Here is an 18,512-nt window from a genome sequence, read left to right as displayed (position 1 = left end):
GCCGGGCCTTCGTCGTTAAGCGAAAGTGCCTTAGTAGATATCCTTTTCAAACCCGTATACCTCGTCATTGCTGATCGGGCTTGGGGTGGGTGCTCGTTGGACGAGGTAACTTGAGTAGCCCGAATCGGAAATGTTTGAGGTCAGGAAGGCCAAGACAGCATCGATGACAAAACGCCGCATGCCTTCTGTGTTCTCGCGGCTCTGAAGATCGATATCGAAGAGGTTAACTGTGAGGTCGTGTCCGGTCACTCTGTAGCTGCCCAGCGCCAAGATCAGTGCGAGCAGGTCATGGGTGGAAATCCCCGGGCGGAAAGCGCCGACATCTTGACCCATCAACAACAGTCGCTCGAGATGGAGGGTTAGCTCTGAGGCGTCGGAAATGGCGGACATCTCCACCAGATCCAAGACAGGTTCAAGACTTTCTCGCAGCACCAGGCGAAGTGATTCTGGCTCTTCCACCATGCGGTAGAACATTGCGTCGACGAAGCGACGGACTCCTTCGACCGGGACGGTAAAGGACCTATTGTGCACTTCCGTCGGCGGCTGAAGGTTCGACAGGGCTGTGGCAAGAGTGCGGTGGTAGAGCCCGCGCTTGTCTCCAAAATGATAATGAATCATGCGCTTGGACATGCCTGATTCTTTGGAAATAGCGTCAAGCTTGGTTTCCTGAAAGCCCTGAATGGCAAAGCGATGCAGTGCGATTGTAATGACATCTTCTGGGGTGGCTGTTTCCTCTGGAACCTCGACCAATTTGGAGTCGGCAAAGTTAGCGGGGGAAGCTGGGGTAGATTCATACGCCTTGACTGAGGGGGTTTCGTCTTCGTGGGGCGTTGACATCGATCCGCAAACTCGCTTTCTGCATACTTTTCCGCTCGGACATTAGTTCTGGCTTCTATCGTGCCCCAAGTACACCCGTTATTGTGGAGGCTATGCTTTTTCCCACATGAAATGGGGTATTTCCGCAGGGATGAGGGGGTGGTAGGGGGTGGTGTGGGTGTGAGGTGGTGGTCCACGCACGGGGGTGTTATTCCAGTTTCGTTTTCGGTACGATTGAACTTTGTCCTGTGAATACAAGCGGGCCATGCGTGGCCCAGGAAAATAGAGGTTCATCGCGTGATGGTTTCTACCGAGTCGTCTTCTGCGTCATCCCCAGTCAAAATTGCGGTTACCGGAGCGGCGGGAAACATCGCGTACTCCCTGCTCTGGCGCCTTGCTGCAGGTGAAGCTTATGGCACCGATCGCCCAGTGGAACTGACCTTGCTGGAAATCCCCGGTGCCGTGCGCACTGCTGAAGGCGTTGCCATGGAGTTGGAAGATTCAGCCTTTGACCTGTTGACCAAGGTCACCGTCACGGATAATCCTGACGTAGCGTTCGACGGAGCTAACGCAGCCTTTCTCGTAGGCGCGAAGCCACGTGGCAAAGGCGAAGAGCGCTCCGATCTCTTGGCGGGCAATGGCAAGATTTTTGGCCCACAGGGTAAGTCCATCAATGACAACGCAGCCGATGACATTCGGGTGCTTGTAGTCGGCAACCCTGCCAATACCAATGCAATGATCGCCGCGAACTCCGCACCCGATGTTCCGCGCGACCGCTTCAACGCTCTCATGCGCTTGGACCATAATCGTGCAGAGTCGATGCTGGCGAAGAAGCTCGATATCTTGTCCAGCGATATTGAGCAACTCACCGTTTGGGGTAACCACTCGGCAACTCAGTTCCCAGACTTGAGCTACGCCGCAGCGCACGGCAAGAAGCTGATCGACCAAGTAGACAATGCCTGGTACACCGAGGAGTTCATCCCGCGTGTTGCAAAGCGTGGCGCAGAAATCATTGAGGTGCGTGGCAAGTCGTCTGCAGCATCAGCAGCATCCGCGGCAGTTGACCACATGCGTGACTGGGTGCAAGGCACCGCCGGCTTGTGGACCACAGTTGCTCGTCCTTCTGAAGGCGAGTACGGCGTGCCTGAGGGGCTGGTCTTCGGCTACCCAGTCGTGGGCGAGAATGGCACGTGGAAAGTCGTCGAAGGTCTGGAAATTAGCGATTTCCAGCGCGAACGCATGGACGCCAATATTGCAGAACTCCAGGAGGAGCGCGAGGCCGTGTCTCATCTTCTGTAGCCCTCCGTGATCCGGACTAGGCTACAGGCATGCGCTTTGGCATTGACTTCGGAACAACACGAACGGTAATTGCAGAGGTTGATCGCGGTAACTATCCCGTGGTCAACCTCACTGATACTTTGGACGACCCGCGTGAATTTGTCCCGACAGTAGCTGCTTTAAGTGGCGGAGAAATTGTCTGTGGCTGGGAAGCTGAGGCGCTGGGCGGCCCTAATTTTGTCCGCTCCTTTAAACGCCTTCTCGCGGCTCCCGATGCTTCGTCGGATACGCCCGTGTATTTCGGCGAAGAGTCTCGGCCGATCTCTGAGGTGCTGGCAACCTACGCTCGCCACATCGTTAGCCAGCTTGAGGAATATACCGACGAAGAGATCGAGATCGTGCTCGGCGTCCCAGCCAATGCCCGTTCCGCTCAGCGACTGCTCACCCTCGATGCTTTTCGACGAGCAGGTGCAACCGTCCTAGGACTAGTGAATGAGCCGAGCGCCGCGGGTTTTGAATACACCCACCGTCACTCGCGCACGCTAAATACTAAGCGCACCTCCATCATCGTCTACGACCTTGGCGGAGGCACTTTTGACGCCACCCTGCTACGCATCGACGGCCCGCGCCACATCGTGGAACTATCTACAGGCATAGCGCGTCTCGGAGGTGATGACTTCGACGACGTCCTCGCGGGACTCGCACTAGACCCCGAGTCAATCGCCGCCGGAATCCCGACCGAGCAGATGGACACGATCCGCCAAGCGAAAGAAGCCATCAAGCCACAAACACGGCGCATCATGTTGGACTTTGAGGGCAAAGAGGCTGTTGTCCCCGTGGCGGAATTCTACGGGGCCGCGACTCCACTGGTAGAAAGCACAATCACCGCGCTTCAGCCATTGCTGGGCAAGCAAAACACCCTGAAGAACACAGACATCGCTGGCATCTACCTTGTCGGTGGTGCGTCGGCATTGCCGCTTGTGCCACGGATGTTGCGTGAGACCTTTGGGCGACGAGTACACCGCTCACCTCTGCCAACTGCTTCCACTGCCGTGGGGCTGGCCATCGCCGCTGATCCGGAATCAGAGTTCCACTTGACGGATCGCCTGGCACGTCGGATCGGCGTATTCCGTGAAGAAGATGCCGGGCGAACGATCAGCTTCGACGAGTTGGTCGGCCCGGAGGATTCGTCCGCCCACGGCGAAGTAATTGTCACCCGCAATTACCAGGCGGTACACAACGTCGGCGTGTTTCGGTTTGTCGAGTATTCCAGCCTCGAAGACGGAAGCCCCGGGGACTTTACGGTGTTGGCAGAGATCAGCGTGCCGTTCGCGCAAAACCTGCGCTACGTGGATGATCTTTCACAGGTGGAGGTGACTCGTCGTGAGTTCGGGCCACAGGTCGAAGAGACCATTAAGGTCGACTCAGACGGTGTCGCACACATTACGATCGCGCTGGATGACGGCTATGCCGTATCGGTGACAGCCGAGGTGGGGGAGCAACCCGCAACCCGCTAGACTAGTCCGCGTGACTGATGCATTAGTGGGCAAGAACCGAGCAGATTCCCTCCCGAAGAGTTGGGAGCCGCAAACCCTGGAAGCAGATATTTACCAGGGCTGGGTGGACAAGGGCTATTTCACGGCCGATGCGGGCAGCGACAAGCCTGCGTATTCCATCGTGTTGCCGCCACCTAATGTGACAGGTCAGCTGCACATGGGGCATGCACTTGACCACACCTTGATGGATTCCCTCGTGCGCCGCAAGCGCATGCAAGGCTTCGAAGTGCTGTGGCTGCCAGGGATGGATCATGCTGGCATTGCAACCCAGACCAAGGTCGAAGCCATGCTCAAAGAGACCGAGGGTAAGGATCGCTACGACTACGGCCGTGAGGAATTCATCGGACGCGTCTGGGAATGGAAAGAGCAATACGGCGGCACCATCACCGAGCAGATGCGCGCCATCGGCGACTCTGTCGATTGGTCCCGCGAAGCGTTCACCATGGATGACCGCCTCTCGCGTGCGGTTCAGACCATCTTCAAGATGCTTTACGACGAAGGCATGGTCTACCGCGACTACCGCCTGGTCAACTGGTCGCCGGTTCTTGAGACCGCCGTTTCCGACATTGAGGTCGTCTACAAAGACATCGAGGGCGAGCTTGTATCGCTGCGCTACGGCTCCCTGAACGACGACGAGCCGCACCTTGTTGTTGCGACGACTCGTGTTGAGACAATGCTTGGCGACGTCGCTATTGCTGTTCACCCAGAGGACGAGCGCTATAAGGACTTGGTTGGCCAGGAATTTGACCACCCTTTCCGCGACGATCTGAAGATCAAGGTCATTGCCGACGATTATGTCGACATGGAGTTCGGCTCAGGTGCCGTGAAGATCACTCCGGCGCACGACCCGAACGACTACGAAATGGGCCTGCGCCACAACCTCGACATGCCGATCATCATGGACGAAAAGGGCTTCATCGCCGACACAGGCACCCAGTTTGACGGAATGACCCGCGAGGACGCTCGCGTCAAGGTCCGCGAGGCATTGGCGGAGCAAGGGCGCATCGTCAAGGAAGTTCGTCCATACGTGCACTCGGTGGGGCACTCGGAGCGCTCCGGTGAGGCGATCGAGCCACGCTTGTCACTGCAGTGGTTTGTCAAGGTCGAGGAGATGGCCAAAATGTCCGGCGACGCAATTCGCCAGGGCGACACCACAATCCACCCAGAGTCGATGGAAAAACGCTACTTCGATTGGGTAGACAACATGCACGACTGGACGATTTCACGCCAGCTGTGGTGGGGCCACCGCATCCCAATCTGGTACGGGCCGGAAGGCGAAGTCGTCTGCGTCGGCCCTGATGAGGAGCCACCAGCAGGTTTTGAGCAGGACCCAGACGTCTTGGATACTTGGTTCTCATCCGCTCTGTGGCCATTTTCCACCCTGGGCTGGCCGGAGAAGACCCCTGATCTGGACAAGTTCTACCCAACCTCGGTTCTTGTCACCGCCTACGACATCCTGTTTTTCTGGGTCGCCCGCATGATGATGTTCGGCACATTCGCAGGAAAGAAGACCCCAGAGATCTTGGGGGAGGGCAACGATGGTCGTCCGCAGATTCCTTTCCGCGACCTGTACCTGCACGGACTGGTCCGCGACGAAAAGGGCCGCAAGATGTCCAAGTCTTTGGGCAACGGCATCAATCCGATGGATTGGGTTGAGCAGTTTGGCGCAGATGCCCTGCGCTTCGCGCTGGCTCGTGGCGCGAACCCCGGCGTCGATCTGCCCATCGGCGAGGACAACGCCCAAGCGGCCCGCAACTTTGCAACCAAGCTTTACAACGCGACAAAGTTCGCACTGCTCAATGGCGCGGCCGTCGGCGATCTCCCCGCACGCGATGAGCTGACCGACGCTGATCGCTGGATCCTCGACCGACTAGAAGAAGTTCGCTCCAACGTAGATACGAAGCTTGACGATTACCAGTTTGCCAAGGCAAATGAGGACCTCTACCACTTCGTGTGGGACGAACTGTGCGACTGGTACCTAGAAATCGCCAAGACCCAGATCCCGCGCGACGGCGAAACGACTCAGGGCCGCAACACCCAGATCGTTCTGGGCCGCGTTCTTGATGTAGTGCTGCGCCTCCTGCACCCAACTATGCCGTTTGTCACCGAGGTCTTGTGGCAGGCGCTGACGGAAGAAGTATCCATCACTCAAGCTGCATGGCCAACGGTGGAGGACACCAACGGAGGGGCAACTAAGGATGACGTCGCTGCTCGCCGCATCGAAGATTCGATCAAGCTGATCACCGAGTTGCGTCGCTTCCGTGCCGACCAAGGCGTGAAGCCGTCCCAGAAGGTGCCGGGCTCCTTGGACTTCGCTGCCGCCGACCTTGCAGGCCAGGAAGCCATGATCCGCGACATCGCGCGTGTGGAGGCTCCGGGTGAGGACTTCGAATCGTCGGCAAGCATTGAGATGCGACTGTCCCAGACCACTTTGGACGTTGCGTTGGATACCTCTGGCACCGTCGATGTGGCAGCGGAGCGTAAGCGTCTGGAGAAGGATTTGAAGGCTGCGGAGAAGGAACTTGAGACGACCAGCAAAAAGCTCCAGAATGAACAGTTCCTAGCCAATGCGCCGGAAGCGGTCGTGGAGAAAATCCGCGAGCGGCAGAAGGTAGCTCAGGAAGAATCGCAACGAATTGCACAACGCTTGGAGGCACTGAAGTAAATGTCGGATCACGGCCCGCGCTCACACTCGGATGATGAGCAAATCAAGCGAATCCTCGAATCGATCGATGCGGGCGCCGACTTTGCTGAAGATTCGGATCCAGCCGCGCAGTCCGAGTACGACGTCACAATGACAGAGTCTGGAGTCACTCTCACCGTGGGCTCACCGCGTGACGACGAGACACCCGCGGACGACCTCGAAGTGGAAAACGTTGAACGCATCGACATCCCCGTCACCGACGAGGATCGTGCTGCGCTTAGTCGCGTCGAGGCTGAGTTGAACGCGCGCGCCAGTGAGCGCGAGATCGATCCTTCCACCGAGAAGATCTCACTGCTGCTGGATTTCTTAGGTACTCCGCAGCAAACCTACAAGGCGATTCACGTCGCGGGCACAAACGGCAAGACCTCCGCGGTGCGTATGATCGGCTCGTTGCTCGGCGCATTTCACCGCCGTGTGGGCTACTTTGTCAGCCCCCAGCTCACTTCCGTCACCGACACAATCGGCATCGATGGCGAATCGATCCATCCCGCGGATTTCGTGCGCATCTACCACGAGATTTCCTCGTTCATCGAGCTTATCGACGAGCGCTACGAGGTTCCGCTCTCCAAGTTCGAGGTGCTCGTGGCGATCGCTTACGCAGCGTTTGCCGACGCGCCGGTGGATGTCGCTGTGATCGAGACCGGCATGGGTGGAACATGGGATGCCACCAACGTGATCGATGCGGATGTCGCAGTGATCATGCCGGTGGGACTCGACCACACCGACTTCCTCGGCGAGACCGTTGCGGAAATCGCGGAGCACAAGGCAGGCATTATTCGTAACGGAGACACCGTGGCGATCGCTGCAGAGCAGTCGCCAGAAGCCATGAATGTCGTGCTGCGTCGCGCTGTCGAGGTCGGCAGCACGGTTGCAAGGTTCGGCACTGAATTCGGGGTAAAAGAATCGATGGTCGCCGTGGGTGGCCAGACCCTCGCTCTCCAAGGCTTGGGCGGGATTTATGATGGGCTTTTCCTCCCCGTATCCGGTGAGCACCAGGCGAAAAACGCGGCGGTAGCGCTGGCTGCGGTCGAGGCTTTCTTCGGCGCGCGAGCGGATCACCAGCTGAACCAGGAATCAGTGCGTCGCGGCTTCGCAGCAGTTGACATACCGGGGCGTTTAGAGCGCGTGAGCGCTGCGCCAACGACGTTTGTCGATGCGACACACAACCCAGCAGGTGCGCAAGCCTTGGCCCAAGCCTTGGAGCGTGATTTCAATTTCACCCGACTCGTCGGTGTAGTCGCAATCCTGATGGACAAAGACGCTGACGGTATTTTGCGAGCACTTGAGCCGCAGCTCTCGGAGGTAGTGATTACCCAGAATAACTCTCCGCGCGCGTATGATGCTTACGAGCTTGCAGAGGTTGCCCGCAAGATCTTCGGCGATGAGCGAGTACACGTCGAAGAGCACCTCCCCAGCGCCTACAATCTGGCCGTGGAGCTGGCAGGCGAGGATGACGCCGAGGCCGGCACCGGTGTGGTGTTTACCGGATCAGTAGTCACCGCCGGCGAGGCACGAGAACTGTTTGGAAAGGACACGCATGAGTGACGCACACGAGTCGACCGCGCCCAACGCCGAGGTGAGCGAAGACCAGTACGGCCCGTTGGGTCCTGGTCATGCGCCGACGAAAGACCCGATGAAAAGCTTTAACGGGGTCGTGGCAGGCACGTTGATCTTGGAAGCCATCACAATCTTTCTTGCGCTCACAGTCATTTTGAAGATTGACAACGGTGCACTGTGGACCACCTTCAATTGGGTTTCCATCACGGCCCTGGGTGCTGCTCACTTTGTGCTTGCCTTTTTGACCCGGTTCAAGTGGGCGCTTCCCGTCGCGATCTTCCTACAGGTTTTGCTGCTCGCCGGATTCTTCATCCATTGGTCCGTCGGAGCAATCGGCGTCATGTTCGGCTTGGTGTGGTGGTTCGTTCTTCACCTGCGTCGCAACATGATCGAGCGTATGCGTCGTGGCCTCCTAGTTACCCAACACCTCGGATAACAAGGGCTTATGATGGCCGGGTGGATCGTCGTCAATGCGTTTTATTCTTCGCCCAAGTTCGACGAGCTCCATGAGTGGCTGAAGCGGTCGGCAGGCGAGGCACGCTTGACGACGACAATGGTCACAAACGCCCAGGTCCAGGGACTGTTGCGCCGCGGTGAGCGCCCCGAGTGGGTGCTGTTTTGGGACAAAGACGTGCACGTCGCGCGACTCATTGAGGCTTTCGGGATTCGATGCTTGAACAGTGCCCGCGCGATCGAGATGTGCGACGACAAATCGCGTACGTATCTCGAACTCTTGGCGCAGGATATTCCGCAGCCCGAGACCTGGGTTGTGCCGCTGAGATTTGCGTCCACTGCCTGGGATGATTCCTGTTTTGTCGACGACGCTATCGATGCCATGGGCCTTCCCCTAGTGGCCAAAGAGGCGTTTGGGTCTTTCGGCGCACAGGTGCATTTGGTGCATTCGCGAGATGAGCTTGTCGGTTTTCTCGACAATCTTGGCACCGCGCCAGCACTCTTGCAGCGGTTTGTCGCGTCGAGCACCGGCCGCGACCTGCGCCTACAAGTCGTGGGGGACCAAGTGGTCGCGGCGATCGAACGTAACGCGCAGGCAGGGGAGTTTCGCGCGAACCTCACGCACGGTGGCACCGCGCACGCAAATGCTCCTACCGTAGCGCAACGCGACCTTGCATTAGCGACGACCGCAGCGCTCGGATTGGACTTCGCCGGCGTGGATCTTCTTTTCGGCGAAGACGGTGTGCCGGTGGTGTGTGAGGTCAATTCCAACGCTCATTTTGTCAACATATCTCAGATCACGGGCATCGATGTGGGCCGTGCGATCATGGAGCACATTCGCGATGCTTAAGCTTTGGCTCATATACGACGCGGAGCGTAAGGCGCGAAACCAGTGGCTGATTGATCACTACCGGGAGCTGGGCCCCCGGTTCGGATTCGAAATCGATCTTGTCATGGCTGAGGACCCCCTACCAGTAGAGGCACCATGCGCAGCGATCGTGCGTTGCGTTGCACCAAGCCTGCGAGAACAACTCGAACGGCGCGGGATTCAAAGCTTCAACTCTGCGGAGTTAGCTCGTATCGCCAACGACAAATGGCTTACCTACAACTACCTGCGAGAACAGGGCGTACAGGTGATGCCGACCGCCTTGGCAAGCGAGCACCATTTCGACTTCCCGTTCGTGCAAAAGCCACGTGATGGTCATGGCGGGACGGGGGTGCGCCTTGTCTCGGCTCCGGGGGAGGGGTCGTCGTCAAGCGCTCTTATCGTGCAGGAGCTGTGCGACACCCCGGGCGTTGACCTGCGAGTATATCTACTTGGAGGCGAGATCTTGGCGACGATGCTGCGCACCTCGGACCGTGACTTCCGCTCTAACTTCAGCCTTGGGGGCAAAGCAGAGCACTATTGCTTATCGACGACTGAGCGCGCGCACATCAAGACTGTTATCGAAAGTGCGCCTCTGCTGGCCACCGGGCTGATTGGGGTGGATTTCATCTCCCACGATGGTGCATGGGTGGTCAATGAGATCGAGGACGTTGTCGGCGCCCGAATGCTGTATCAGCACACCGACATTGACATCGTTGAGAAGCACCTAGCTTTTATTGCTCAAGCGGTTTAGTGCTTTTTGAAAGACGAGCCAGAGTCCTTATTCACACTGATTTCACCGACATCGCGGATGTCCAAGCGGAAGCCGTTTGCTGCCTGCAGGATCGGCGCAGCTAGGAGCAAAGCGACACCACTGATCATGGCAATCACAGTTGCAAACGCCATGCTGGCTCGGCTGCTTGCGATGTTCTTCTGGGCCTCTTCAGGAGACAACGTGCCTTCGGGCACCGGGACCGGATTCTTGCTCAGGGTGACTTCGTCGATAATGGAATCATCCGCAGCGTTGCGCGTAGATACCTTCAAGGTGTCCGCTGTGATAGTGATCTGCGAATAGTCTGGGGAGTAGTCCTGTTGCGCAAACGCGGTGGTGTGGCGAGTCCACCCTTCGGCCCGCATCTGATCGACAGTCGCCTCTGGGTGCGCTTTTCCATCGTTATCGTGCAGGTCGTAGAACTGTGATCCGGTGGACGAGTTCGCGGTGATGTACAAGACTTCACTATCGCCCTGATGGAACGCATCGCCAGGCGCGGCAAGCTCGTTCGGGATATTCGGGGTTGTGCCATCGATCAAGTGCGAACGGCTGTAGGAATGGTCATGCCCGGAAAGAACCAAATCCACTCCAACCTCGGAAAAAGTCGGGGCGAGGGCATCACGGAGGCGATTGATCTCAGGATCGTTTTTGTGCGCACCTTCGGAGTACAGCGAGTGGTGGAAGGTGACGATGACCCAATCCGCCGAGGCACCCTCACGGGTGACTACATCGTGAACAAACTGGCGATCTGCTTCGATGCTTGGAGTATTCGTTGCACTAGTGTCCAACGAGACGATGAGCGCGTTGTTGTGATGGAAGAAGTAGTTTCCTTCAGGGTCAACATTGGGGCGGACGAAGTAGCTGCCAAATGGTTCCACTCGGGTGTCGTCGTTGCCGCGGTTTGCAGCGGTGGGCACCGAATTCAGCGCGTTTGCGTGGAAAAGCTGGTCGTAGCCGTCGCGGTTATGGTTCTTGTTGTCTACGTGGTCGCCACCGGTGACTAAGAGCTCCGCGTCCGCGTTGTTTTTCAGGGCTTGGTCGGTGACGGTGTGCCACGCCTTGCCATCGCGCTCGATGTCGTCAGCTCCGATTTGCGGATCACCGAAGAACAGCATTTTCCAATCGTCGGCCCCAGAACCGGTGGTAAAACGATGCTCTTCTCCCCAGTGCTCGCCATCGCCGATGCGGTAGACGTATTCTGTGCTCGGCTTGAGGTCAGATACAGTCGCCGCGTAACCGAAGAGCCCCTTGTCAGCGCTACCGGCTGAGCGGGCATCGATTGATTCAGTATTGCGACTAAGCCCAGCGGAAGCGGGTGCTACCTGCACCTGCTGGTTGGCAACGTCGTCGGAAACCGAGGTCCACGACAAGATGACCTCGGTCTCGTCTGTACCGACCCCGACGAGCACATGGCCTGGTAGGGGAGCATCGTCGGCTTGGGCGAAAGCTTGAGTTGGCACGACAAAGCTAGTGCTGACGACAGCCGCAGTGACGGCTGCGGCAAGTGCGGTGCGGGCGCGGAAAAGATTGGTCTTCACGACGGACCTCTCTAAGAAGTTTATACGGAGCTTCTCTAAGTATCTGAGTTCACTGAGAGTTTATCAAGTTTGACGCAACAACGTGTTGTCAGAGTAACTTTTGCCGAGGCAACGGTAGAAAAGCCCACGTATTCGGGGAGAAATGTTGCCAAGGGTTCACTACTGTATGGCCTATGCGCAACCTATCTTTCGCCGTAGCAGCACTGTTTACTATCGCCGCCATCGTCTTGCGATGGACCGCACAGCCACTGTGGCAGGTCTGGATTGTCCTCATTGTTGCTGCCGCATTCCTCATTCTGGGTTTTGTCAAGACAGCTCAGGAGCGGGGTCCCGAAGAGATTGTTCTCACAGAGGAACAAAAGGACACGCTGCGGACTTTAAAGAGCGAAGGAAACGAATCCGGGGCGATCCGGCAGGTGCATCTGTGGTTTAGGTATGCATCGGCGGAAGATGCCCAGCGAGTAGTGAAGGAACTGGACTAATGAAGAGAAGCACAACGACGATTGCCTTGGCCGGAGCAATTGTTGCGTTCATCATTTCTCTTGCCCTGCTTTTGGGCGCCATTGTCTATTCATCGAATAGTGGCACAGGCAATTCGACTGCGGCGGACAACACGGAGAGCACCTCGGTCGATCCTAACTCGGGGGAGACTCCAGCAGAGGCCACCGGTGCCGATGACAGTGGCTCGCTAGGAGACTTTGCTGAAGGCCCTGAGGCGGGCGATCCCGAAGCTGAAGACGTTGAAGAATGGGAGCGCCCAGACATGCCCGTCCTTCCACCACTGCCGGATCAATACAGGGTGGAGTCGGCAACCCCAATGGAAGATCCACTGCGCAAGTACGATTTGTACAACGACAGCCCTGACCGCGTGAAGCTTAGCTCCCGTCCTGGGTACCAGGAGATGGTCGACCACGTCTCCGGGCGTTACCTCTACTATCAGGGCATGATTGACGATGGCTCGCTTTGGAGCCTCGCGCCAGACGGACACACAATTGACCAGTCGTATAACCGTTCATTCTGGATCGTGGTGTCTGACTACGGAACAGGCATCGACACCCGCACGATGAATTTCGATCACCCTGAGGAGAGCTTTGAGTCCGCAGCTACACCAGAAGATGCGGATGCCGCCATCCAGCTCATGCGCGACAAGATAGATGAATACGAGCGCCGTTTCTGGGCGGGAGAACCACTGGATACCGTCATCGAGATTACAAACGGCGATGGAAGTATCTTCTCTTCCAACGCTACCTACCGGCCGTGGCGCGAAACCCATCCAGAAGCGCTGCAATACCGCAACGAGGACGGAAGTCTCACCGGCGAAAACCCAGCGGCCTAGATCTGCATTGCCGCAGGAAGAAACTTTCCCCCCTTGAGCCAGCGCACACAAGGAGCATTAGGTAGGGTATTGAAACATGACTGAACGTACACTCATCCTTATCAAGCCAGACGGTGTTGCAAACGGCCACGTTGGCGAAATCATCTCCCGCATCGAGCGCAAGGGCCTCAAGCTCGTCGAAATGGACCTGCGCACCGCAGACCGCGAGACTGCTGAGCAGCACTACGCTGAGCACCAGGACAAGCCATTCTTTGGCGAGCTGGTTGATTTCATCACCTCCGCACCACTGGTTGCAGGCATCGTTGAAGGTGAGCGTGCAATCGAAGCATGGCGTCAGCTCGCTGGTGGCACCGACCCAGTGTCCAGGGCAACCCCTGGCACCATCCGCGGCGACTTCGCACTGACCGTCGGTGAGAACGTCGTCCACGGCTCCGACTCTCCAGAGTCCGCAGAGCGCGAGATCGCAATCTGGTTCCCAAACAAGTAGTCGCTTAACGACGAAATCCCCTGCCAAACGGCGGGGGATTTTCTTGTTCGGGGACAACGCTAGATCTTGCTCATTGGCGGATGCCCCGAGGCGATGGAGATGCGGTTGAACGTGTTGATCAAAATAATCGCCCACTCAAGTGCAGCAACTTGCTCCTCGGCGAGTACCTTGCATGCCCGCAAAGCGGCATCTGCGTGACGACGACCAGGTGGCAACAGCGTCAGCTCTTCCGTAAGGTCAAGCGCTGCAAGCTCTTGCTCGCTGAAGTAGTCGGGCGATTCGCGCCACGACGGCAAGATATCAAGTTTTCCTTCCGAGACGCCGGCGCGCCGGGCCGCCGGAGCGTGGATCGAGAGACAAGCGCTGCAACCATTAAGTTGGCTTGCGCGAACACTGACCAGCTCGATGAGGGATTCGGGAAGGTCTACTTCCGGGTAAATTTTGTTCATGTGGGCGACCACGCCACTTTGCGCGCGGTAGACGGCAGGAAAGAATTTGTCAAGGTATGGGCCGTGTGGTGTCTTTTCGCTCATGTCGCTTACTCCTTTGGTTGAGAGGCTAATTAATTCGAAGTTCTGGGCGCGCGACCGGTGCAGGGTTTTCGCGTGGTTTCACCGCGATTATTGGAAATCGCGGTGCGGGAAGCCACGGGCGACCTTGTGGATCATGGCCGATATAGCCCAGCGTCTTTCCAAAACGTTCCGACTGGGACTGCCATTCCTCGCGATAGCTTTCAACTTCGCCGCTGTTTCGACCGATGAAGTTCCACCACATCACGATTTCTTCTTCAAACGGTGTGCCACCGATCAAAATGAGCTTCGCGGCGTGCGGTGCAGTGTTGGTGATAGTCAATGCGTCAGCCCCGACGCCCGTATAAGCTAATTCGGTTGGTTGCACCGCTACATCTTCAAATGTGATTTCTCCAGAGTCGACTAGCAACCCATGCTCAAAGGTAGCGTCGACTTCGAGGGTGACCGAAGATGAAGGGTCAAGTGTGATCTCAGCGCCGACCATCGGGGTAAACACGGTCACGGGTGATGTTTCCCCGGCGAGCGTGCCGACGAAGGTGAGGATCTCGGCGCCTTCGCGTCGGACTCGATTGGGCGCGTGATTCTCAAACAGGCGTGGGCCGTGGCGCGCGTCGTCGGGAAGCACTGTCCACAGCTGTACGCCGTGGAGCGTTGTGGTGTCCTGGGTGGTGACCTCGGAATGGCAGATGCCTGAACCTGCGGTCATGAGATTGACCTCGCCTGGAACGACCACGGCATGGTTTCCGCCGGAATCATGGTGGGTGATGTTGCCTTCAAATAACCACGAAACGGTCTGTAAACCCGTGTGGGGATGTGGTGCTACATCCATACCGCCAGTGACCGAGACGTCGTCGGGTCCGTAGTGATCCGCGAAACACCAGGCGCCGATCAATGAGCGCTGGCGCTGGGGGAGGGTGCGGTGAACGGTCATCCCGCGGGGACCGCCAAGCGGAACCGCGCGCGAGGTGATGATTTCTACTGGGACAGTCATGCGCCCCAGCCTAGTGAAATTAGAATCGAGCCCCGAAGAAGTTCAGAATCTGCCGGTAGTAGGGGACCAACACCGCGATTGAGCCGTTGCCAGCGACCAAGACTTCTTTGAGCCAATCCAACAGGCGGTCCTGGGAGATACCGAACTGAGCTAGCTTTGCCTGCAGCGCCGATGGATCCTCGGCTACCGGTTGGATCGTTGCTCCCGGGGTCGTCGGAGCCGGGGTGCCCTCCTTCGAGATCGTGACTTCGTCGACAAGCTCCGGGGAGTACACGTTGTGAGTGGTGACGGTGAGCTCTGAAGGTGAGATCTGAATATTGGAGAAATCCGGGGTGTAATCCTGCGCCCAGAACGCAGTAGTGGGCAGCTCGGAGTCGGTGCCTGCGACGGCATCGCGGGTGAGGTTCGCTCGCTCGCCACCCTGCTGGTCGTGGAAGTTGTAGTACTTCGATCCGCTGGAGGTCGTCGAGGTGACATACAGAACCTGGCCATCTGTTGGGACGAGGCGGTCGCCGATCGCCGGTAGAGTCTCTGGTTTCTGCGGGACGGTACCTTCCATCAGGTGAGTGCGGGTGTAGATGTGGTCGTGGCCGGAAAGAACTAGGTCAACACCAACCTCGGAGAAGACAGGGGCAAGCCCCTCGCGCAGAGCGATGACATCGTCGTCGTGGGTGTGGCTGCCTTGGGAGAAAGGAGCGTGGTGCATGCCAGCGATGATCCAGCCTTGTCGCCACCGCGCTGCGCGACCACCTGGCGAATGAATTCTTGGTGGCGTTGGATGTCCGCAGGGGCGCTGGACATCGAGTTGATACCGATGAACAGGGCGTTGTTGTGCTCGAAGAAGTAGTTGGCGTTGTTATCGGTTTCGTTCGGCAGGTTGTAATGCTCGTCGAAGTATTTTTGACCCAGCTGATAGTCCTCGTGGTTGCCGTAGAGAACTCCGGTGCGGTAGCTGCGTACCTCGGAAGGGGAGAAGAATTGGGCGTACTGGGCGATCTGGTCTCCCCAGCCGTCGACCTGGTCTCCGAGGTGCATCAAGAATGCCGAATCGGGGTAGGTCTGCGTCGCCGTGCGGGTAGCGTCGCGCCAGGCCTGGCCATTTTCTTCGATCTTTAGATCGACACCGATTTGTGCGTCGGCAAAGGCAAGGAAATTCCAAGTGTCGTCGCCATCGTCGGTGGTGAACTCGTATGCGTTGGACCAACCGCCCTCATCTGACCCGATCTGGTAGGAGTACGAGGTTGCTGGGGTCAAGCCGGTGATCTCGGCGTGCTTGGAATCGAAAAGGTCGGCGCCGGCATCGACGTCGTATGCAGGGACTTGCTGCGTGGCGTCTGGTTGGTCGACAGGTGTGACGCGGACGAACTCTTGGCCCGCATAGTCAGATCGCCAAGAGAAGGTTGCGCTGGACTCGTCTTGTCCGATTCCCAGCATCGTGCGGTAGATAGGGTGTGATTGCGCCTGCGCTACAGGCACACCTGCGATTGACGTTGCACCGACTGCCAACGCGGTCATGATAGCAACAGGGATGGTACGGCCCACGGTGATTCCTCTTCTGGTTTCCTGCTTGATCCGCAGCTGCGAAATTCCTGCGAACGATCTGGCAAGTACACCATGTACACGTGGCTGATTAGTGACGCTAGCGTGACGTCCAGGTGAATTGAGCTTTTGAGCCACAAAGGGTTGATCAAACTAGCAACCCTTTTGGGCAAAATAGTGAATTCGGAATGAACAGAGGGGGAATACTTTCCGCAGTCGGTTGAGGAAAGGGTCTGCGCTGGCCAAGCTGACATCATGACCACACCACGCGGATCTTCGCACCGTACAAACATTCCACGCCGTTCCTTCATTGCTGGCACATCCGTAGCTGCTGCAGCAGTCGCCGCCCAGTCTGTACCTGCTGGGGCACAGTCATCAACCTCGTCGTTGTCGTCGGCAAGCCCGGCAATGTCGTCGTCCCCGCACGCTCTGCCTGGGTTTGAGGCTCCGGCGATGGCTACCTTCATGCATGGTGTCGCTTCGGGTGACCCGATTCCCGATTCCGTCGTTTTGTGGACTCGCGTGACCCCGCAGGAGGATGCGGTGCCTGGCTCGGGTCTGGGGTCGGATGTTCAAGTTCTGTGGGAAGTTGCGGTGGATGAGGGCTTTACGACGATCGTGCGTAGCGGTGAAGTTATCGCCTCGGCGGCGCACGATCATACGGTGCACGTTGACCCGCACGGGCTTGAGCCGGGAACGATCTACTACTACCGTTTTCATGCTTTGGGGGCGACATCCCCAGTTGGTCGGACGAAGACCGCGCCAGACTTCAACGCCGATCTAGGGCAGCTTTCTCTCGCAGTTGCATCGTGCGCGAACTGGGAATGTGGTTATTTCTCCGCCTATCGCGACATGGCGGAGCGCGCTCGCAGGGACGAAATTGACGCGGTGGTGTTTCTCGGTGATTACATCTACGAGTACGAGCAGGGCGGCTACGTGGGAAAAACCGGTGCATCGCGTGATCACTGGCCTGCGTGGGAGATTGTCTCTTTGCAGGATTATCGCACCCGCCACGGTCGCTATAAGACGGACCCGTACTTGCAGCAGGCACATGCTTCGGCACCGTGGGTAGTGGTGTGGGACGACCATGAAACTGCGAACAACTCGTGGCGTGACGGTGCGGAAAACCATACCGAGGGTGTGGAAGGGCGCTGGGTTGGTCGTCGTCAAGCAGCTTTGCAGGCGTACTTCGAATGGCTACCTGTACGCGCGACAAGTCCGAGCGAGGGCGGTCACATTTATCGCACGCTGCGTTTTGGCACTCTTGCCGAGCTAACCATGCTGGATTTGCGTACCTACCGAGACGCGGAGACTACGGTGTTTAACTTTGCAGACCCGAACCGCACAATGTTGGGCGCGGAACAGACGGAGTGGGTGGCGGGGCAAATCGCTACGTCATCCACGACATGGAATGTGCTGGGTAATTCGGTAATGATGGCGCCGTTAAAGGTGCTGACTTTGCCTGAGACTTCATCTGAGGCTTCAACGGCGAACGAGGCAATTGGTTGGATTAGTGAGCGCACTACGGGAATCGCGGTGAATTCAGACCAGTGGGATGGTTATGCGCATGATCGCGAGCAACTGTTGGGGCGTTTGAAAGAACATGGCTCCACCCTTTTGTGTCTAACGGGAGATATTCATTCGGAGTGGGCCAACGAGATTTACTCCGGGGATCAAGTCATCGGCTGCGAGCTTGTAGGTACCTCAATATCAGCGCCCAATGTTGACGAGATCGTGACCGATAAGCTTGGCGCTTACCACCCGGAGAATAATGCGATTTCCCTGCTGGTTGAGGAAGTTGTGCGAGACCAAAACCCGTGGGTGCATCACCTCGACTTTGATGCGCATGGGTATGCAGTAGCGCGGATTCGTCAAGAGGAAGTGGACATGGAGTTCTACCGCGTGAGTGACGTTGAAGTTGACAACGCGCCCGTTTTGCTTGCGGAAACGAAAACATGGCGTGTCGGTGCGGGCTTTGTGAGGTAAGATGCATATTTATTTAATTGAATGCGCTGTTTGGCGTGATTCGTAATATCTCGATTAGATTTTCGATCAGATTAGATATAAGTTGAAACGCATCTAAAGGACGG

17 protein-coding genes are annotated in these 18,512 nt (G+C 57.5%); 11 read left to right on the top strand and 6 right to left on the bottom strand.

Features of this window, described 5'->3' with window-relative positions; translation table 11 throughout:
- Nucleotides 1–30 precede the first annotated feature (30 nt).
- Nucleotides 31–837 carry a TetR/AcrR family transcriptional regulator gene (locus QP027_RS08600; RefSeq protein WP_284824077.1) on the bottom strand — a complete coding sequence of 269 codons (807 nt, stop codon included), beginning with the start codon at nt 835–837 and terminating at the stop codon, nt 31–33.
- Nucleotides 838–1,116: 279 nt separating this feature from the next.
- Between QP027_RS08600 and QP027_RS08595 the strand changes: the two genes are divergently transcribed.
- The 7 genes from QP027_RS08595 to QP027_RS08565 all read left to right on the top strand — a co-directional run bounded on the left by QP027_RS08595 (nt 1,117) and on the right by QP027_RS08565 (nt 9,983).
- Nucleotides 1,117–2,115, top strand: coding sequence for a malate dehydrogenase (locus QP027_RS08595; protein ID WP_284826992.1), 999 nt, complete (start codon nt 1,117–1,119; stop codon nt 2,113–2,115).
- Between the two features lie 29 nt (nt 2,116–2,144).
- Nucleotides 2,145–3,611, top strand: coding sequence for an Hsp70 family protein (locus tag QP027_RS08590; protein WP_284824076.1), 1,467 nt, complete (start codon nt 2,145–2,147; stop codon nt 3,609–3,611).
- A gap of 10 nt (nt 3,612–3,621) precedes the next feature.
- A complete protein-coding gene (locus QP027_RS08585; RefSeq protein WP_284824075.1) occupies nt 3,622–6,315 on the top strand; it encodes a valine--tRNA ligase in 2,694 nt (897 codons plus the stop codon).
- 129 nt (nt 6,316–6,444) lie between these two features.
- On the top strand, nt 6,445–7,899 hold the full coding sequence (locus QP027_RS08580) for a bifunctional folylpolyglutamate synthase/dihydrofolate synthase (protein WP_432418629.1): 1,455 nt from the start codon (nt 6,445–6,447) through the stop codon (nt 7,897–7,899).
- A 31-nt stretch (nt 7,900–7,930) separates the two neighbouring features.
- Complete coding sequence (locus QP027_RS08575) at nt 7,931–8,347, top strand: DUF4233 domain-containing protein (RefSeq protein WP_284826991.1); 417 nt, start codon at nt 7,931–7,933, stop codon at nt 8,345–8,347.
- A gap of 9 nt (nt 8,348–8,356) precedes the next feature.
- Complete coding sequence (locus QP027_RS08570; protein WP_284824071.1) at nt 8,357–9,214, top strand: ATP-grasp domain-containing protein; 858 nt, start codon at nt 8,357–8,359, stop codon at nt 9,212–9,214.
- The gene (locus tag QP027_RS08565; protein WP_284824069.1) at nt 9,207–9,983 is read left to right on the top strand and encodes an ATP-grasp domain-containing protein; all 777 of its coding nucleotides are present in this window, start codon (nt 9,207–9,209) and stop codon (nt 9,981–9,983) included. The genes QP027_RS08570 and QP027_RS08565 overlap by 8 nt, the downstream gene beginning before the upstream one ends.
- Here QP027_RS08565 and QP027_RS08560 read toward each other — a convergent pair.
- On the bottom strand, nt 9,980–11,539 hold the full coding sequence (locus QP027_RS08560) for a purple acid phosphatase family protein (protein ID WP_284824067.1): 1,560 nt from the start codon (nt 11,537–11,539) through the stop codon (nt 9,980–9,982). The two genes, QP027_RS08565 and QP027_RS08560, sit on opposite strands and share 4 nt — an antisense overlap.
- 173 nt (nt 11,540–11,712) lie before the next feature.
- Between QP027_RS08560 and QP027_RS08555 the strand changes: the two genes are divergently transcribed.
- The 3 genes from QP027_RS08555 (at nt 11,713) to ndk (ending at nt 13,362) form a co-directional block, all read left to right on the top strand.
- A complete protein-coding gene (locus QP027_RS08555; RefSeq protein ID WP_284824066.1) occupies nt 11,713–12,021 on the top strand; it encodes a hypothetical protein in 309 nt (102 codons plus the stop codon).
- Nucleotides 12,021–12,875: a hypothetical protein gene (locus QP027_RS08550; RefSeq protein ID WP_284824064.1), complete on the top strand. Its 855-nt coding sequence runs from the start codon at nt 12,021–12,023 to the stop codon at nt 12,873–12,875. Before QP027_RS08555 ends, QP027_RS08550 begins: the two co-directional genes overlap by 1 nt.
- A 76-nt stretch (nt 12,876–12,951) precedes the next feature.
- Complete coding sequence (ndk, locus tag QP027_RS08545) at nt 12,952–13,362, top strand: nucleoside-diphosphate kinase (protein WP_284824062.1); 411 nt, start codon at nt 12,952–12,954, stop codon at nt 13,360–13,362.
- Nucleotides 13,363–13,421: 59 nt separating this feature from the next.
- Here the strand turns inward: ndk and QP027_RS08540 are convergent, their stop codons facing one another.
- Genes QP027_RS08540 through QP027_RS08525 form a run of 4 tightly spaced genes read right to left on the bottom strand, consistent with a single transcriptional unit; the run spans nt 13,422 to nt 16,425 of the window.
- Nucleotides 13,422–13,895 (bottom strand): carboxymuconolactone decarboxylase family protein, encoded by a 474-nt coding sequence (locus QP027_RS08540; protein WP_284824060.1) that lies wholly within the window; start codon nt 13,893–13,895, stop codon nt 13,422–13,424.
- 25 nt (nt 13,896–13,920) lie between these two features.
- A complete protein-coding gene (locus QP027_RS08535; RefSeq protein ID WP_284824058.1) occupies nt 13,921–14,883 on the bottom strand; it encodes a pirin family protein in 963 nt (320 codons plus the stop codon).
- A gap of 19 nt (nt 14,884–14,902) precedes the next feature.
- A complete protein-coding gene (locus tag QP027_RS08530) occupies nt 14,903–15,589 on the bottom strand; it encodes a metallophosphoesterase family protein (RefSeq protein WP_284824057.1) in 687 nt (228 codons plus the stop codon).
- Nucleotides 15,484–16,425: a purple acid phosphatase family protein gene (locus QP027_RS08525; protein ID WP_284824056.1), complete on the bottom strand. Its 942-nt coding sequence runs from the start codon at nt 16,423–16,425 to the stop codon at nt 15,484–15,486. The genes QP027_RS08530 and QP027_RS08525 overlap by 106 nt, the downstream gene beginning before the upstream one ends.
- Before the next feature lie 252 nt (nt 16,426–16,677).
- Between QP027_RS08525 and QP027_RS08520 the strand changes: the two genes are divergently transcribed.
- On the top strand, nt 16,678–18,408 hold the full coding sequence (locus tag QP027_RS08520) for an alkaline phosphatase D family protein (protein WP_284824054.1): 1,731 nt from the start codon (nt 16,678–16,680) through the stop codon (nt 18,406–18,408).
- Nucleotides 18,409–18,512 lie beyond the last annotated feature (104 nt).

The sequence above is a fragment of the Corynebacterium breve genome (assembly GCF_030252165.1).
Classification (GTDB): domain Bacteria; phylum Actinomycetota; class Actinomycetes; order Mycobacteriales; family Mycobacteriaceae; genus Corynebacterium; species Corynebacterium breve.
This window is presented reverse-complemented; position numbering and strand designations above follow the sequence as displayed.

Bases quoted from the DNA above. Each gene is read 5' to 3' on its own strand.
- QP027_RS08600 (WP_284824077.1), bottom strand. From the start codon at position 837: ATGTCAACGCCCCACGAAGACGAAACCCCCTCAGTCAAGGCGTATGAA.
- QP027_RS08595 (WP_284826992.1), top strand. From the start codon at position 1,117: ATGGTTTCTACCGAGTCGTCTTCTGCGTCATCCCCAGTCAAAATTGCG.
- QP027_RS08590 (WP_284824076.1), top strand. From the start codon at position 2,145: ATGCGCTTTGGCATTGACTTCGGAACAACACGAACGGTAATTGCAGAG.
- QP027_RS08580 (WP_432418629.1), top strand. From the start codon at position 6,445: ATGACAGAGTCTGGAGTCACTCTCACCGTGGGCTCACCGCGTGACGAC.
- QP027_RS08570 (WP_284824071.1), top strand. From the start codon at position 8,357: ATGATGGCCGGGTGGATCGTCGTCAATGCGTTTTATTCTTCGCCCAAG.
- QP027_RS08565 (WP_284824069.1), top strand. From the start codon at position 9,207: ATGCTTAAGCTTTGGCTCATATACGACGCGGAGCGTAAGGCGCGAAAC.
- QP027_RS08555 (WP_284824066.1), top strand. From the start codon at position 11,713: ATGCGCAACCTATCTTTCGCCGTAGCAGCACTGTTTACTATCGCCGCC.
- QP027_RS08550 (WP_284824064.1), top strand. From the start codon at position 12,021: ATGAAGAGAAGCACAACGACGATTGCCTTGGCCGGAGCAATTGTTGCG.
- ndk (WP_284824062.1), top strand. From the start codon at position 12,952: ATGACTGAACGTACACTCATCCTTATCAAGCCAGACGGTGTTGCAAAC.
- QP027_RS08540 (WP_284824060.1), bottom strand. From the start codon at position 13,895: ATGAGCGAAAAGACACCACACGGCCCATACCTTGACAAATTCTTTCCT.
- QP027_RS08535 (WP_284824058.1), bottom strand. From the start codon at position 14,883: ATGACTGTCCCAGTAGAAATCATCACCTCGCGCGCGGTTCCGCTTGGC.
- QP027_RS08530 (WP_284824057.1), bottom strand. From the start codon at position 15,589: ATGCACCACGCTCCTTTCTCCCAAGGCAGCCACACCCACGACGACGAT.
- QP027_RS08520 (WP_284824054.1), top strand. From the start codon at position 16,678: ATGACCACACCACGCGGATCTTCGCACCGTACAAACATTCCACGCCGT.